Annotated in this window: 17 protein-coding genes; 10 read left to right on the top strand and 7 right to left on the bottom strand. The window is 59.4% G+C overall.

Annotated elements, in window-relative coordinates; genetic code table 11:
• Window positions 1-3 precede the first annotated feature (3 nt).
• A complete protein-coding gene (locus WBQ96_RS15635; protein WP_165113556.1) occupies window positions 4-522 on the top strand; it encodes a DUF192 domain-containing protein in 519 nt (172 codons plus the stop codon).
• 26 nt (window positions 523-548) lie between these two features.
• Window positions 549-1,319 (top strand): alpha/beta fold hydrolase, encoded by a 771-nt coding sequence (locus tag WBQ96_RS15630; RefSeq protein WP_165113558.1) that lies wholly within the window; start codon window positions 549-551, stop codon window positions 1,317-1,319.
• Between the two features lie 99 nt (window positions 1,320-1,418).
• Here WBQ96_RS15630 and WBQ96_RS15625 read toward each other — a convergent pair whose 3' ends face one another.
• On the bottom strand, window positions 1,419-1,793 hold the full coding sequence (locus WBQ96_RS15625) for an SPW repeat domain-containing protein (RefSeq protein WP_165113560.1): 375 nt from the start codon (window positions 1,791-1,793) through the stop codon (window positions 1,419-1,421).
• Between the two features lie 423 nt (window positions 1,794-2,216).
• Between WBQ96_RS15625 and cysE the strand changes: the two genes are divergently transcribed.
• Window positions 2,217-3,065: a serine O-acetyltransferase gene (gene cysE, locus WBQ96_RS15620; protein WP_165113562.1), complete on the top strand. Its 849-nt coding sequence runs from the start codon at window positions 2,217-2,219 to the stop codon at window positions 3,063-3,065.
• Between the two features lie 174 nt (window positions 3,066-3,239).
• Window positions 3,240-3,443: a DUF3126 family protein gene (locus WBQ96_RS15615; RefSeq protein WP_091913521.1), complete on the top strand. Its 204-nt coding sequence runs from the start codon at window positions 3,240-3,242 to the stop codon at window positions 3,441-3,443.
• 78 nt (window positions 3,444-3,521) lie between these two features.
• Here WBQ96_RS15615 and WBQ96_RS15610 read toward each other — a convergent pair whose 3' ends face one another.
• Window positions 3,522-4,256: a hypothetical protein gene (locus WBQ96_RS15610; RefSeq protein WP_336551469.1), complete on the bottom strand. Its 735-nt coding sequence runs from the start codon at window positions 4,254-4,256 to the stop codon at window positions 3,522-3,524.
• A gap of 157 nt (window positions 4,257-4,413) precedes the next feature.
• On the opposite strand from WBQ96_RS15610, the gene WBQ96_RS15605 reads away from it, so the two are divergent.
• Window positions 4,414-4,941, top strand: coding sequence for a gamma carbonic anhydrase family protein (locus WBQ96_RS15605; protein ID WP_165113566.1), 528 nt, complete (start codon window positions 4,414-4,416; stop codon window positions 4,939-4,941).
• A gap of 185 nt (window positions 4,942-5,126) precedes the next feature.
• Here the strand turns inward: WBQ96_RS15605 and WBQ96_RS15600 are convergent, their stop codons facing one another.
• The 3 genes from WBQ96_RS15600 to WBQ96_RS15590 all read right to left on the bottom strand — a co-directional run bounded on the left by WBQ96_RS15600 (window position 5,127) and on the right by WBQ96_RS15590 (window position 7,358).
• On the bottom strand, window positions 5,127-5,645 hold the full coding sequence (locus WBQ96_RS15600) for a transglutaminase-like cysteine peptidase (RefSeq protein WP_336551586.1): 519 nt from the start codon (window positions 5,643-5,645) through the stop codon (window positions 5,127-5,129).
• Between the two features lie 339 nt (window positions 5,646-5,984).
• Window positions 5,985-6,605 carry a PilZ domain-containing protein gene (locus WBQ96_RS15595; protein WP_091913526.1) on the bottom strand — a complete coding sequence of 207 codons (621 nt, stop codon included), beginning with the start codon at window positions 6,603-6,605 and terminating at the stop codon, window positions 5,985-5,987.
• A gap of 114 nt (window positions 6,606-6,719) precedes the next feature.
• Window positions 6,720-7,358, bottom strand: coding sequence for a PAS domain-containing protein (locus tag WBQ96_RS15590; RefSeq protein WP_091913527.1), 639 nt, complete (start codon window positions 7,356-7,358; stop codon window positions 6,720-6,722).
• A gap of 359 nt (window positions 7,359-7,717) precedes the next feature.
• On the opposite strand from WBQ96_RS15590, the gene WBQ96_RS15585 reads away from it, so the two are divergent.
• Both WBQ96_RS15585 and WBQ96_RS15580 read left to right on the top strand, forming a co-directional pair.
• The gene (locus tag WBQ96_RS15585; protein WP_336551465.1) at window positions 7,718-8,452 is read left to right on the top strand and encodes a rhomboid family intramembrane serine protease; all 735 of its coding nucleotides are present in this window, start codon (window positions 7,718-7,720) and stop codon (window positions 8,450-8,452) included.
• A 136-nt stretch (window positions 8,453-8,588) separates the two neighbouring features.
• On the top strand, window positions 8,589-9,020 hold the full coding sequence (locus WBQ96_RS15580) for a CBS domain-containing protein (protein WP_165113576.1): 432 nt from the start codon (window positions 8,589-8,591) through the stop codon (window positions 9,018-9,020).
• Window positions 9,021-9,073: 53 nt separating this feature from the next.
• On the opposite strand, the gene WBQ96_RS15575 is transcribed toward WBQ96_RS15580, so the two are convergent.
• Window positions 9,074-9,331 (bottom strand): YjhX family toxin, encoded by a 258-nt coding sequence (locus WBQ96_RS15575; RefSeq protein WP_165113578.1) that lies wholly within the window; start codon window positions 9,329-9,331, stop codon window positions 9,074-9,076.
• 331 nt (window positions 9,332-9,662) lie between these two features.
• Between WBQ96_RS15575 and gatB the strand changes: the two genes are divergently transcribed.
• Genes gatB through WBQ96_RS15560 form a run of 3 tightly spaced genes read left to right on the top strand, consistent with a single transcriptional unit; the run spans window position 9,663 to window position 12,131 of the window.
• Window positions 9,663-11,165: an Asp-tRNA(Asn)/Glu-tRNA(Gln) amidotransferase subunit GatB gene (gatB, locus tag WBQ96_RS15570; RefSeq protein ID WP_336551461.1), complete on the top strand. Its 1,503-nt coding sequence runs from the start codon at window positions 9,663-9,665 to the stop codon at window positions 11,163-11,165.
• A gap of 2 nt (window positions 11,166-11,167) precedes the next feature.
• On the top strand, window positions 11,168-11,659 hold the full coding sequence (locus WBQ96_RS15565; RefSeq protein WP_336551459.1) for a GNAT family N-acetyltransferase: 492 nt from the start codon (window positions 11,168-11,170) through the stop codon (window positions 11,657-11,659).
• 4 nt (window positions 11,660-11,663) lie between these two features.
• Window positions 11,664-12,131: a GNAT family N-acetyltransferase gene (locus tag WBQ96_RS15560; protein WP_336551457.1), complete on the top strand. Its 468-nt coding sequence runs from the start codon at window positions 11,664-11,666 to the stop codon at window positions 12,129-12,131.
• Here WBQ96_RS15560 and WBQ96_RS15555 read toward each other — a convergent pair.
• Complete coding sequence (locus tag WBQ96_RS15555; RefSeq protein WP_336551455.1) at window positions 12,115-12,597, bottom strand: hypothetical protein; 483 nt, start codon at window positions 12,595-12,597, stop codon at window positions 12,115-12,117. The genes WBQ96_RS15560 and WBQ96_RS15555 overlap by 17 nt on opposite strands.
• Between the last annotated feature and the right edge of the window lie 79 nt (window positions 12,598-12,676).

The raw sequence follows: 12,676 nt of genomic DNA, 5'->3' as shown, positions 1-12,676 counted from the left end.
ATGATGGCTCGAAAGACTTGGTTTGCCACCGGTGCGATTTTCGCCGCCATAATCAGTATTTTCACCTATTTCGCCTTGCAAGGGTCGTCGATAGCCGACGGCAGGGCGATGATCCTGCCGGTCGAGCCGGCACCGCTGGTCGTGGCGACCGCCAAGGGTGATCAGCCCTTCAGGATCGAAATCGCCGACGATGACAAGGAGCGTTCGGCTGGATTGATGTTCCGCGAAGAGATGCCCGACGATCACGGCATGCTTTTCGTTTTCGACCAGACCCGCGAAGTTGGCTTCTGGATGAAGAACACGCCGATGCCGCTCGATCTGGTCTTCATTGGCCCGGACGGGAAGATCAAGGCGATCCGCCGTGGCGAACCATTCTCGGAGGCTCTCATCGCGCCGAATGAGCCCGTGCGTTTCGTGCTTGAATTGAAGGCCGGAACGGCTGAAAAGGCTGGCATCGTGGATGGCGACGCGGTTCGCCATCCTGCCATCAGCAAGGTTTCCGGCTCGGCCAATCCCGGGTAGGACGTTTCTTCGGGAGCAGACAGGCCGTGACGCAGTTTTTCGACCATGAGGGCTTCGAACTCGCTTTTCTCGACCGCGAGCCACAGCAGGGTGCGGGCGATCCGATCCTGCTGATCCATGGCTTTGCCTCTAGCCACATCGTCAACTGGGTTTCGCCCGGCTGGGTGAAGACACTGACGGAAGCCGGATATCGCGCGATCGCCTTCGACCATCGCGGCCACGGCCTTTCCACGAAAAGCTACGATACTGCTGACTATACGCCGGAAAAGATGGCCGGCGATGCGGCGGCACTGCTCGACCATCTCGGCATCGAACGGGCTCATGTCATGGGCTATTCGATGGGCGCGCGCGTTTCGGCGTTCCTGGCGCTGGCGGAACCCGACAAGGTGGCGACGCTGGTTTTCGGCGGGCTCGGCTATGGTATGGTCGATGGCGTTGGCGATTGGGACCCGATCGCGGAAGCGCTGCTGGCACCCGATCCAGACCAGATCACCCATCAGCGCGCCAAGACGTTCCGTACCTTCGCCGATCAGACCAAAAGCGACCGCGAAGCGCTTGCGGCCTGTATCGAGACCTCGCGCACGCTGCTGAGCGAGGCGGAGCTCGGTCGCATCATGCAGCCGACGCTCGTTGCCGTCGGCACCAGGGACGATATCGGCGGTTCGGCGCAAAAGCTTGCGGCGATGATGCCTAATGCGGAGGCATTCGACATCGAGGGCAGGGACCATATGCTCGCCGTCGGCGACCGCACCTTCAAGGCGCGCGTGCTTGAATTCCTGAAAGACAATCCGCTCTGATTGCCTATCGGTCGAACGGGTCGCGAACTCAGTGACCTCACATGATTGCGCCGCCGGAATGACCCGGCGGCGCAATCTTCAAGCTCCCCGACCTGTTGTTCAGGGGTCAAGCCTGCGGTTGCGGTCCTGCCAGAGTTCCAGGATCGCGAGTGCGGCCACGGCGGCGCCAAGCACGATGTGCCATGTGCGCAAAGGTGCTCCGTAGTTGAAGGTGAATGGCGAGGCCATTACCCAGATACCACAGAAGAACGCCAGGAATTCCTCCCAGCGGCGCAGGTACATCTGCTCGAGACCTCCCAGCACCACTATTGCCGCGCCGACCAAAGCGGTGGCTGCGACCATTGTCGTGTTGCCCATGGTGTTGCCGAACATTGCCGTTCCCAGTATCACAGCGCCGAGCAGCATCGACAGGATATCCTCCCATCGCCGGTGCTCAAGAAACTGCCAGGAACTCATTCTGTTAAGTGTTGCCATAACGAGACTCCTCTTAAGGCTACTTTTGAGCGTAGCTCAAACACCCGTGAGGATTTCGTGCGCTATTCCTTGTCGAACTCCTCAGCCGAGCGTTCGTACGCACTGTTGTTATTATCTCAAAAAAGACCTGTAAAAGCAAGGATTTCGCTGGATCGATTGCTAAAGCGCCGAGTAACTGCCTTGCACGATACGGCTGGGCCGCATTACAAATCCCCGCGAATAGTCGAATGGCCGCAGGCCGTACAACGGCTCGACGGGATATGTTGCTTCGGTGTGCGGTATGAAGGGATTGTTTTCCATTGCGGCTTGAAACGGGGCCAAGCCAATCCATTTGACGATGTGATAAGGAAAATTGAGTTCAAACATGCTAATGTTTGGACTATACGTGCCGCAGTACAGACGAAGCGGCAACGGAGACCGCAGATGACGATCACCAGCGCAGCGCGTGCGAACACGCTTCAACCGATCGATCCGATATGGAGTTCGGTCCGCGACGAGGCCATGGACGCCGTATCGCGCGATCCGCTGCTTTCGGCCTTCCTCTATTCTACGATCCTCAATCAGGACAGTCTGGAGGATGCGGTCATTCATCGTCTCGCCGAGCGTCTCGATCATCAGGACGTCGGCGCCGATCTGATCCGCCAGACCTTCAAGGCAATGCTGCGCGAAAATACCGATTGGGCCTCTACGGTGCGCGTCGACATCCAAGCCTATTACGACCGCGATCCAGCCTGCGACCGCTTCCTGATGCCGATCCTCTATTTCAAGGGCTTTCACGCGATCCAGACCCACCGTCTGGCGCATTGGCTTTGGAACCGGGGCCGCAAGGATTTCGCGCTCTATTTGCAGAGCCGGTCTTCCTCGGTGTTCCAGACCGACATTCATCCGGCTTCGCGCATAGGCAAGGGCATCTTCATCGATCACGCTACCGGCCTCGTCGTCGGCGAGACGGCGCTCATCGAGGACGACGTTTCGATCCTGCATGGTGTGACGCTAGGCGGCACCGGCAAGGCCGGCGGCGACCGTCATCCGAAAATCCGTTACGGCGTGCTGATCGGTGCGGGCGCAAAGATCCTCGGCAATATCGAGGTCGGCCATTGCTCCAAGATCGCGGCCGGGTCGGTCGTGCTTTCCCCGGTGCCGCACAACAAGACGGTTGCCGGCGTACCGGCCCGAGTCGTTGGCGAGACGGGATGCGACCAGCCGTCGCGCCAGATGGACCAGTTCCTGCCATCGCAGGTCATGGATCACGTCGTCAGCTTCGATATCTAAGAGGGCGTTCGCGAACTCTACCCTGTCTGGCGAGGCGGCCAGCGTGGCTGTCGCCGCGCTTGGCGTTGTTAGGCGCAGCTCTCTTGGGCATTATGTCGGCGTTGCCTTTACACCGCCATCCTTGACGTGCCAGAAGCGCGTTCCATCTATCCACCCGCCACCGGGAGAAAAGTTTTGAAGCCGGAAGAAATCAGAAAACTCGACGCCTTTTTCAAGCGCACGTTCCAGAATCCGCAGTTGCAGGTGAAGGCCCGTCCGCGCAAGGACGACTCTGCCGAAGTCTATGTCGGCGACGAGTTCCTCGGCATCGTCTTCAAGGACGAAGACGATGGCGACTACAATTTCTCGATGGCGATTCTCGACATCGACCTGAACTAGGATGCGCTGATATTCAGGCGAGGGCGGCCTGCGAAGGCTGGCCTGACCTGAATTTCAACCAAGCAAGATCGGCCGGATTCAACGGTCGGTTTTGAGAATGCGGGCCGCCTTGGCGGTCACGCTTGCCTCCAGCCGAGGCCAGTCAGCCAGCAATTCCCGCGGAAAGCGGTATGTGAGGCTGAGATTGTCGCCCAGCTGGATATCGCGCTCGCAAGGCGCCAGTGATTCTTCTGCACTCGGTCCGGTCAGGCAACGAGCAACGAACGGCTCCTGGCCGGCTCGTGCGGCCACTGCGAGAATCTCGTTCAGATAGCCGGACTTTTCAGTGAAATCGTAGAGCGTAATGCCGTGAGGACCCGGTTGCCCGGGCTGTGCGATGAGCGAGCGGTAGATCGGCGCGAAACGGCCGCTCATGTCGCGCGACATCATGCGTTCCTCGAATGTGAGGAACAGGATGCGCTTCGTGCCGTCCGCATTGTTGAAATCGTCGCGGGCCGCCTCCGAATAGCCCTCCATGTCCGGCCAGCGCAGATAGAGGTCGAGCCGCGAGGCAATGCCGTCGCGCCGGGCGCGTTCGAAGCGGATGGCATTTGCCGGCACCGAGATGACATTGTTGCCGATGACGATTTCATGAAGCGTGGCGTCGTCGGTGTGGCCAGCCATCGCAATCGAGCGGCCAAACCATTTTCCACCGAAGCTGAGCGCTGCCGACAGCAGGGCAAGGACCGCAAAGGCATAAAAGACCTTCAGCATCAGCGAGGAATCGATCGCCGTGATCGTGTCCTCCGCCGGCGATGCCGTACTTTGTCTCATTGCGAGTGTCCTTCAGATGCGGTTGACGAACGAAGCCGCATAGCCCTATCCACAGCACTCACTCTTGCAATTTCATGGTAAACGGCTGGTAAAGATTCCCGGCCTTGCGCAGTCGTTGGTCATGCTTTTAGTGTGCGCCGGCAACGGAGTACAATGAATGCCGCTTTATGTACTGGACGGAACGCAGCCCGAATTCGAGGATCAGGACAGCAACTGGATCGCGCCCGACGCGACGATCATCGGACGGGTGCGGATCGGGCGAAATGCCGGCGTCTGGTTCGGCACGGTGATCCGCGGCGACAATGACCCTATCGTCATCGGCGCGGACACTAATATCCAGGAACATACGGTGATGCATACCGACGTGGGTTTTCCGCTGACCATCGGGAATGGCTGCACGATCGGCCACCGGGCGATGCTGCATGGCTGCACGATCGGCGACAACAGCCTGATCGGAATGGGCGCCATCGTTCTCAACGGCGCGCGCATAGGCAAGAACAGCCTTGTCGGCGCCGGCGCACTGGTGACGGAAGGCAAGGAGTTTCCCGACAATTCGCTGATCGTCGGCTCGCCCGCCAAGGCTATCAGGACGCTGGATGAAGCGGCGGTCGAGCGGCTGCGCGCGTCTGCCGCGCACTATGTAGCCAATGGCAAACGCTTCAAAGCAGGCTTGACGAAAATCTAAAGCTTTCGCGAAAAATGCTCCACCCGAAAAAGGCGGAGCCGGCCCGGGGACTGGGCCGGCTCCTTGAACCCGGTCGTTGGGGACGGGGAGGGTGGGGACTCGACCGGGTTTTCTCGCTAACTCTAGGATATTGATTTTGAAGCATAATCTTGTCCGAAAAGTCTGCAACTTTTCGGGATCATGCTCTAGCGAACGCTGGCCACCGCATCGGCGCGGCCGTCATTGATCTGCACCCAGACGCCGGAATTGCGGTCGGACTGGCGCTTCAGATAGGTGTATTCGGTGTCGGTCCACGCAAGCACGCGGGATTCGAGATTGTCGAGGATGAACTCGCCCATGCTGGTGCGCACGGTCAGCACCGCATGGCCGTCGCCATTGGGCTGACGCGCAACCGTTATCAGCAGGTTGCCGGCCGGCACGCCGAGCGCCATCAGGCGGCGGCGCTTCTCCAGGGCGTAGTCCTCGCAATCGCCGGCACCATTGTCCGGATAGGCCCAGTATTCTTCCTGCCCGTAGATTTCCATGTCGGTCATCGGCTTGACCGAAACGTTGACCGCATTGTTGATGTCGACGATCGCCGCCCAGAGCTTGCGCGTCAGTTCGACCGGCGCTTGCTTGGATGTCTTCTGATTGCATTCGACCGGCAGGCGCTGGCAGAACTCATAATGTCCGACCGGCTGCGTCGTGCGGCCTCCGACATGCATGAACGGCTCTGCCGCCTTCGCGTCGATCGAAAACCCGACCAGTCCAACCACTGCTGCGAAAAGAACCGAAACCCATTTTGTTTTTGTCATTGTGGCCTATCCCCGTTTGAGGGCACATTGACAGATGCGGATTTATTTGACGCAAAACTCCGAAGTACATCTTGAGTAAAAACGCTCGTAAATTGAAATCAAATTCAAATAGAATAAGTATAAAATGAAAATCAAATTCGATTAAAATTTTACCGAATCCGCAATGGTGGCGGTGGCAATCGCACCGACAACGAAAAAGACCGGCCAATGGCCGGTCTTTTGGTGGGGTCGAATTTGAGGCCGCTTAGATCAGGGCTGGCCGGCGCTGTTGAATTCGGCGTCCAGCGTTTCGGGCCGCTGTATGACAGCGAACTCGATGGCGACGCCGTCCTCGAAATGGCGGACGATCTGGCCGCGCATGGTGCCGAGTATGACCTGGACGCCGAGCGCCGGTTTCACGTCGATCTCGATCGCCGCGCCCGAAAGCGACAGGTCGATGATGCGGCACTGATACTGGCGGCCGTCGAGAAGCTGCAGCGAGCTCATCGGATTGCGTGGGGCGACACGCTCGTGGCGGCGGTCCTCCGGCAGATCGAGCTCGTGCTTGTTGGCGAGCCAGGTGAGCTGTGCCGCAAGCTTGTCCTTCTTGCGCTCGGAAGCGATGATGGTCATGGCGAAGCCGTCGCGCATCGTGCGCGTCAGAACGCCTTCTATGCGGCCGATATGATCGAGATAGGCGATGATCTTCTCGCCGGGGCGGCCGAGCGTGTCGCAACGCAGCGCAACATTGCCGGGCGACATGTCGACGACCTGGCACGGATGCTCCGTGCGATCCTCAAGCATGAAACGGCCATAGATCTTCACGCGGACGCGCTGAAAGTTGCGCTTTTCCGCAACCGACGGCGCGTAGTCGATCGCCGCTGACCTCATGACTGCCTCTGTCCCGTTCAAATTTCGCGCAGACACGCGCGATTTCGGTCAAAAATACAGCCACACAGGTTAACAACATGTAAGTTATCGGCCTCGGAATGGCCGGAAATTAAGCTATTCGTCGCGTCCGCCCTTGAATACGACAAGGTGACGGATGCGTCTTGCGCCGTTCATGGCGAGTGACTGGTCCGAGAAAGTACGGTCGCTCGGCGCCAGGGACGGGACGGTGACCGCCGGGCGGTTGTTCAGGAACATCGGCTCGCGGTCGGGATCGATGACCCGAACCGAATCTATGAGCGAGTCGACGATCGGATCGGTGCCGAGCCAATACGGCTTTTCGGCAGGCGTGACGATGCCCAGCGAGCGCTGGTGTTCGAGGCCGCCATCAAGCGGCAGCAGCAGCAGTTCGAACGGGTTGGTGCGTTCGCCTTTCGACCGGCCTTCAAAGGTTACGAGCACAACGGACTTTGCCTTGAACACGCCATAGGCCAGCCGCGCAATCAGGCGCTGGTCCTTCTCGCGCCAAAGCGACGGGAATGAAAAGCCTTTCAGCTCGCGCCCATAGGTGGCGCAGAGGCGCGTGCCGGCGAGCCGGAACACCGCTTCGCCTCGCGTATCCTTCTCGAGGATGAAGGTATCAGCGAGGAGGGACTTTATATCGCTGGGTTCTATTTCGGTCCGCTTCGGTGCCGGACGCCCGTCTCGCAATCGGTTCCAATAATGGAACAGGTCGATCGATCCGTTCTGTTTCATGCTGCTCCGCTCCGCGCGATCTGTTCTATTGTGTTCCATCGGCGAACAGAAAGGCGTTGTTCGATGGCTTACATGCGGGGCGGAGCAGGTTGCGTGCCAGTCCGGGTGTCGGCTTGTTAACCGATCGGGGGCGTTAAGGTTAACAATTGGTTTACGTTGCGTGCCAATCGGGCCTGTGGCACCTTGAAACCACTCCAGAAGTGGTCGCCGCGAGGCGATCGGCAGCACTTCAGTCAAAGATTTTGGGAGAGCGTGGGGCTCGACCAGCCGTCCAAGGGGAACTTTGGGCGGCTTTTCTTTTGTGATTCGCGCCGCTCTTCGCTAAAGGCGTCTCCATGACCCAGCAGTTGGAACCCAGCATGAATGACGCATTGCCGGAAGAACGCAGCCCCGAGCCGGAACCGGCACCTGAGCGCCGCGAGCCGGTTTTCAATCTTCCCGCCATCGTCATTGGCGCTATCGCGCTCTGCGTCGGCATCCATCTGCTTCGGCTTTATGTGCTGACGGCCGATCAGGATTTCGAACTGATCCTGCGCGGTGCCTTCATTCCAATCCGCTATTCGGGCGAGTTCGATCTGGACTTCTATGCCTTTACCAGCCCGGTTACCTATTCCTTCCTGCATGGAAGCGTCGCGCATCTGCTGATCAACATGGTGTGGCTTGCGGCATTCGGCTCGCCGCTAGCGAACCGGCTCGGCGCGCTTCGCTTCGTTGTTTTCTGGGTGGTTTCGAGCATCGCTGCGGTCGCGCTGCACTACAGCCTGCATTCAATGGACAATGCGCCTCTGGTCGGCGCTTCCGGCGCGATCGCCGGCATGATGGGGGCTGCCGCCCGGTTCGGCTTCCGCGTAGACCGCTCCGCGGGCAAGCCCGCCTTCGCCGGCGCGCTCCTGCCGGTATCGCTGGTTTTCCGCTCTCGCACCGTGATGACGTTCCTTGTCGTCTGGATGGTCGTCAATCTCGTCACCGGCATTTACGGATTTGGACCGGACATGGCCAACCGCATCGCCTGGGAGGCCCATGTCGGCGGCTTTCTGGTCGGCTTTTTCGGAATCCAGTTTTTTGATCATCCTCAACGAAGCATGCCGCTTTAGCTGCGAACCCTGAGCGTCCGCGAAACCGGCTTCACACTTGAAATGCAGGCCATCCAAGCGCACCATGACGGCATTGGAGCCGCGACGTGGAGGAGTATGGGCCGGTTCCGGTTTTGTACTGGCAAAGGAGGACGCCATGACGGTTAAGGCAATTCTCGAAGCGAAGGGCCATGACGTTTTCACGCTCGGGCCGAACGAGAAACTGGCTGAAGCGGTAAGAATACTGGCCGACCACCGCATCGGCGCGCTGGTCGTCACGAATGGCGATCAGAGGATCGTCGGCATTCTCTCGGAGCGCGATATCGTCCGGGTTCTCGCCAAGGAGGGGGTGGGAGCGCTGGAGCAGACCGTGCGGGCGGTGATGACGCCCAAGGTCAATATCTGCAACGAGCATCATACGGTCAACGAAGTCATGGAAATCATGACGCGCGGCCGCTTCCGCCACCTGCCGGTCGAAAAGAACGGCCGTCTTGATGGCATCGTGTCCATCGGCGACGTGGTCAAGCGGCGTATTGAAGATGTCGAGCGCGAGGCAGAAGAAATACGCGCCTATATAGCGACGGCGTAGTATCTCGGGATAACCGCCGGCACACGAATATGCCGGCGGGTTCCAGAGCAGTCCTACCTGTTGTCCAGTTCGGGGCGAACCAGCTTCAGCCCGTGGCGCGTGATGCGATAGGGGCCGCCATTGGAAGAGGCGATCGCCTTCTTCCGTTTCAGCTTGCGGAAAATACCGAGATCGAAATCCGGATAGGCCCACCCGTCGCGGGTGAGGCAAGAGATTTCTTCGATACGCTTGCTGTCGTCTTTTACGATTTCAATGCGTCCGCCCTGCGCAAGCAGGTGCAGAATGCGCTGTTCATTGCGCGATATGTCCATTTTTGGAGAATTCCCGGAAAACCTGACCAAAAGGCCAAATAGAAATGTCCGCCGCCGCAGGGGCCTGCGGCACGGGGTTTCAGGTTTTCATGCCCTGCCTTCCTCGGAAGGTCAGGGCTTTAGCGGGACTGAGCTGACTTAGACATATCCAAACTCCATCGGGACGGGATGGATATAATATGACCGTGGTTTTCGCGCCAGCCGGGGCCGGCCAAACGTCACACTTTGAACGGGAATGGTTGCAACAGAGCAACGATTGATCTAGCGAACAGTTGAATTCAGTTGCTCAACAAAATTCCTATTTTGCAACAAATAGCCCAGCCGGAACGCCATGACCCTCATCGACACGCGCACGCCCGACCCGAAACGCCTGATCCCCGGCGCCACCGGCGACTGGGAAATCATCATCGGCCTGGAAGTGCATGCGCAAGTGACCTCCAATGCGAAGCTGTTCTCCGGTGCCTCGACCTCGTTCGGCGCGGAGCCGAACGCCAATGTCAGCCTGGTCGATGCGGCCATGCCCGGCATGCTGCCGGTCATCAACGAGGAATGCGTCAAGCAGGCGATCCGCACCGGGCTCGGGCTGAAGGCGCAGATCAATCACAAGTCCGTCTTCGACCGTAAGAACTACTTTTATCCGGACCTGCCGCAGGGCTACCAGATTTCGCAGTTCAAGCAGCCGATCGTCGGCGAGGGCAAGATCACGATTTCGGTCGGTCCCGATCGCAAGGGCGAGTTCGAGGACGTCGAAATCGGCATCGAGCGCCTGCATCTGGAACAGGACGCGGGCAAGTCGATCCATGACCAGCATCCAACCATGTCCTATGTCGATCTCAACCGTTCCGGCGTTGCCCTGATGGAGATCGTCTCCAAGCCCGACATGCGCTCGGCTGACGAAGCGAAGGCCTATGTCACCAAGCTGCGCACCATCGTGCGCTATCTCGGCACCTGCGACGGCAACATGGACGAGGGCTCGATGCGCGCCGACGTCAACGTCTCCGTGCGCAAGCCGGGCGGCGAGTTCGGCACGCGCTGCGAGATCAAGAACGTCAACTCGATCCGCTTCGTCGGCCAGGCCATCGACTATGAAGCGCGCCGCCAGATCGCCATTCTGGAAGATGGCGGCAAGATCGACCAGGAGACGCGGCTGTTCGACCCGAACAAAGGTGAAACCCGCTCGATGCGCTCCAAGGAAGAAGCGCATGACTATCGCTATTTCCCCGATCCCGACCTTTTGCCGCTGGAATTCGACCAGGCCTATGTCGACGAACTGGCGAAGGACTTGCCGGAGCTGCCGGACGAAAAGAAGGATCGGCTGGTCTCCAGCCTCGGCCTCTCTGTTTATGACGCCTCGATCCTGGTCTCGGAAAAGGCGATCGCCGATTATTTCGAGAAGGTGGCGGCCGGCCGCGACGGCAAGGCCGCTGCAAACTGGGTCATCAACGATCTGCTGGGCGCTTTGAACAAGGCGGGCAAAGACATTGAAAATGCACCGGTTTCGCCCGACCAGCTCGGTGCCATCGTCGACCTGATCAAGGAAGGCACCATCTCCGGCAAGATTGCCAAGGACCTGTTCGAGATCGTCTGGAACGAGGGCGGCGACCCACGTGCACTGGTCGAAAGCCGCGGCATGAAGCAGGTGACCGACACCGGCGCCATTGAAAAGGCGGTGGACGAGGTGATTGCCGCCAACCCGGACAAGGCCGAGCAGGCGCGCGCCAAGCCGAGCATGGCCGGTTGGTTCGTCGGTCAGGTGATGAAGGCGACCGGCGGCAAGGCCAACCCTCAGGCGGTCAACGACCTGATCAAGGCCAAGCTCGGGATCGTCGAGTAAATATGTTCGTCCGCACCGCCAGCGAGCGCGATCTGGCAGCCGTCCGCGCGCTGCTGGTGGAGACGTGGCACGCGACCTATGATGCGATTTACGGGGCCGAACAGGTCACTAAAATCACCGACGAGTGGCATTCGCTGGCGAAGCTGAAAGCCAATCTGGAGCGGCCGCGATCGGAGTTCCTTGTCGCCGATGACGGCAAGATGCTCGGCGGCATGGCCTATGCCAGAGCCGGCGATGATGGGAAGATCGTTACGATCCACCAACTCTACGTCCGTCCGGCATCGCAGCGCCTGGGCATCGGGAGAATGTTGCTGGCGGAAATCGAAGACAGTTTTCCAGAGGCAAAAACACTGCGTCTCGAAGTCGTCGAGGACAATCACCGCGCAGTGGCCTTCTATCGCGCCAACGGGTTTGTCATTGCCGACAAGCAGGAAGACAAGACCACCCATGCATCGGGCCTCGTAATCTTCAACTGCGAGAAACAACTCGGATAAGGCCATGGCTGACATCGATAATCTGTCGATCCGGCCAGCGCGCCGCGTTGACATTCCGGCGCTCGCTGCGCTCTTTGCTGCCGATGCAATCGGCGGCTATGGCGACACGATCGACCCCGAGGCCCTGCCGCTCTACGAGGCCGCGTTCGAGCGCATTGACGCCAGCGCGAACGACACGCTCTACGTTGCAGAATTGGCCGGCGAGGTCGTCGGGACATTCCAGACGACGCTGATCGTGGTCATGTCCGGGCGCGGTTCGACGACGTTGCGGGTCGAGGCGGTGCAGACGCGGGCTGATATGCGTGGCCGTGGCATCGGTGAGAGGATGATGCGGCATGCCATAGCGCAGGGCCAGGCGATAGGTGCGCGCGTCGTTCACCTGACATCCAACCTGCAACGCACCGATGCACATCGCTTCTACAAGCGGCTCGGCTTCGAACAGAGTCATGCCGGCTTCAAGCTGAAACTTTAGCCGCTTCTTCTTCTGCTATGCGTGAGATGTAGACCGCGAACTCCGGGTCCTCTCCGGGCAGCAATTGCGGCAGCGCCAGCCGAAAATCCTCGCGCCGGCACCATTCGCGCATGAAGTCTTCCCACGAAGCCCAGCGGCGAAGCTTTCGCGGGGTCAGATCGTCGTCATAGGCGACCAGATAGGCCCGTTCGAAGAGCGCTATGAGAATCGCAAACATCGCCAGCATGCGCTCGACCTGATCTTCGGTGAGATTGGGTGTGGCGGTGCGGGATTGAAGCTTCAGGTCGGGGTGTTCGAGTGTGAGTTTCAGGAAGTCGGTGTAGCCGTCGGAGAGAAGCTGGTAGATTTCCTCTTCTTCATTGGCGCGCTCTTTTTGTTGCTCGTAGACGAAGATGAAAATCGCCAGTGGCAGGCCGATGATGGTCACGCACAGGCTGAGTATTTCCAGGATAGGCTTGAATTCCATGAGCTTCGGCCCGGGCGCGAGATTGCGGAGTGTAGCGATGCTATGCCGCGCGCAGGCCTTTGCCAATTGCGGGCAAAGC

It is taken from the genome of Mesorhizobium sp. CCNWLY176 (assembly GCF_037153935.1).
Taxonomy (GTDB): domain Bacteria; phylum Pseudomonadota; class Alphaproteobacteria; order Rhizobiales; family Rhizobiaceae; genus Mesorhizobium_M; species Mesorhizobium_M zhangyense.
Note: the sequence above shows the minus strand (reverse complement) of the source record. Positions and strands in the feature narration are given on the sequence as shown.

Coding starts and splice junctions, on each gene's coding strand:
- WBQ96_RS15635 (WP_165113556.1), top strand. CDS start 4: ATGGCTCGAAAGACTTGGTTTGCCACCGGTGCGATTTTCGCCGCCATA.
- WBQ96_RS15625 (WP_165113560.1), bottom strand. CDS start 1,793: ATGGCAACACTTAACAGAATGAGTTCCTGGCAGTTTCTTGAGCACCGG.
- cysE (WP_165113562.1), top strand. CDS start 2,217: ATGACGATCACCAGCGCAGCGCGTGCGAACACGCTTCAACCGATCGAT.
- WBQ96_RS15610 (WP_336551469.1), bottom strand. CDS start 4,256: ATGAGACAAAGTACGGCATCGCCGGCGGAGGACACGATCACGGCGATC.
- WBQ96_RS15605 (WP_165113566.1), top strand. CDS start 4,414: ATGCCGCTTTATGTACTGGACGGAACGCAGCCCGAATTCGAGGATCAG.
- WBQ96_RS15600 (WP_336551586.1), bottom strand. CDS start 5,645: ATGCATGTCGGAGGCCGCACGACGCAGCCGGTCGGACATTATGAGTTC.
- WBQ96_RS15595 (WP_091913526.1), bottom strand. CDS start 6,605: ATGAGGTCAGCGGCGATCGACTACGCGCCGTCGGTTGCGGAAAAGCGC.
- WBQ96_RS15590 (WP_091913527.1), bottom strand. CDS start 7,358: ATGAAACAGAACGGATCGATCGACCTGTTCCATTATTGGAACCGATTG.
- WBQ96_RS15585 (WP_336551465.1), top strand. CDS start 7,718: ATGAATGACGCATTGCCGGAAGAACGCAGCCCCGAGCCGGAACCGGCA.
- WBQ96_RS15580 (WP_165113576.1), top strand. CDS start 8,589: ATGACGGTTAAGGCAATTCTCGAAGCGAAGGGCCATGACGTTTTCACG.
- WBQ96_RS15575 (WP_165113578.1), bottom strand. CDS start 9,331: ATGGACATATCGCGCAATGAACAGCGCATTCTGCACCTGCTTGCGCAG.
- gatB (WP_336551461.1), top strand. CDS start 9,663: ATGACCCTCATCGACACGCGCACGCCCGACCCGAAACGCCTGATCCCC.
- WBQ96_RS15565 (WP_336551459.1), top strand. CDS start 11,168: ATGTTCGTCCGCACCGCCAGCGAGCGCGATCTGGCAGCCGTCCGCGCG.
- WBQ96_RS15560 (WP_336551457.1), top strand. CDS start 11,664: ATGGCTGACATCGATAATCTGTCGATCCGGCCAGCGCGCCGCGTTGAC.
- WBQ96_RS15555 (WP_336551455.1), bottom strand. CDS start 12,597: ATGGAATTCAAGCCTATCCTGGAAATACTCAGCCTGTGCGTGACCATC.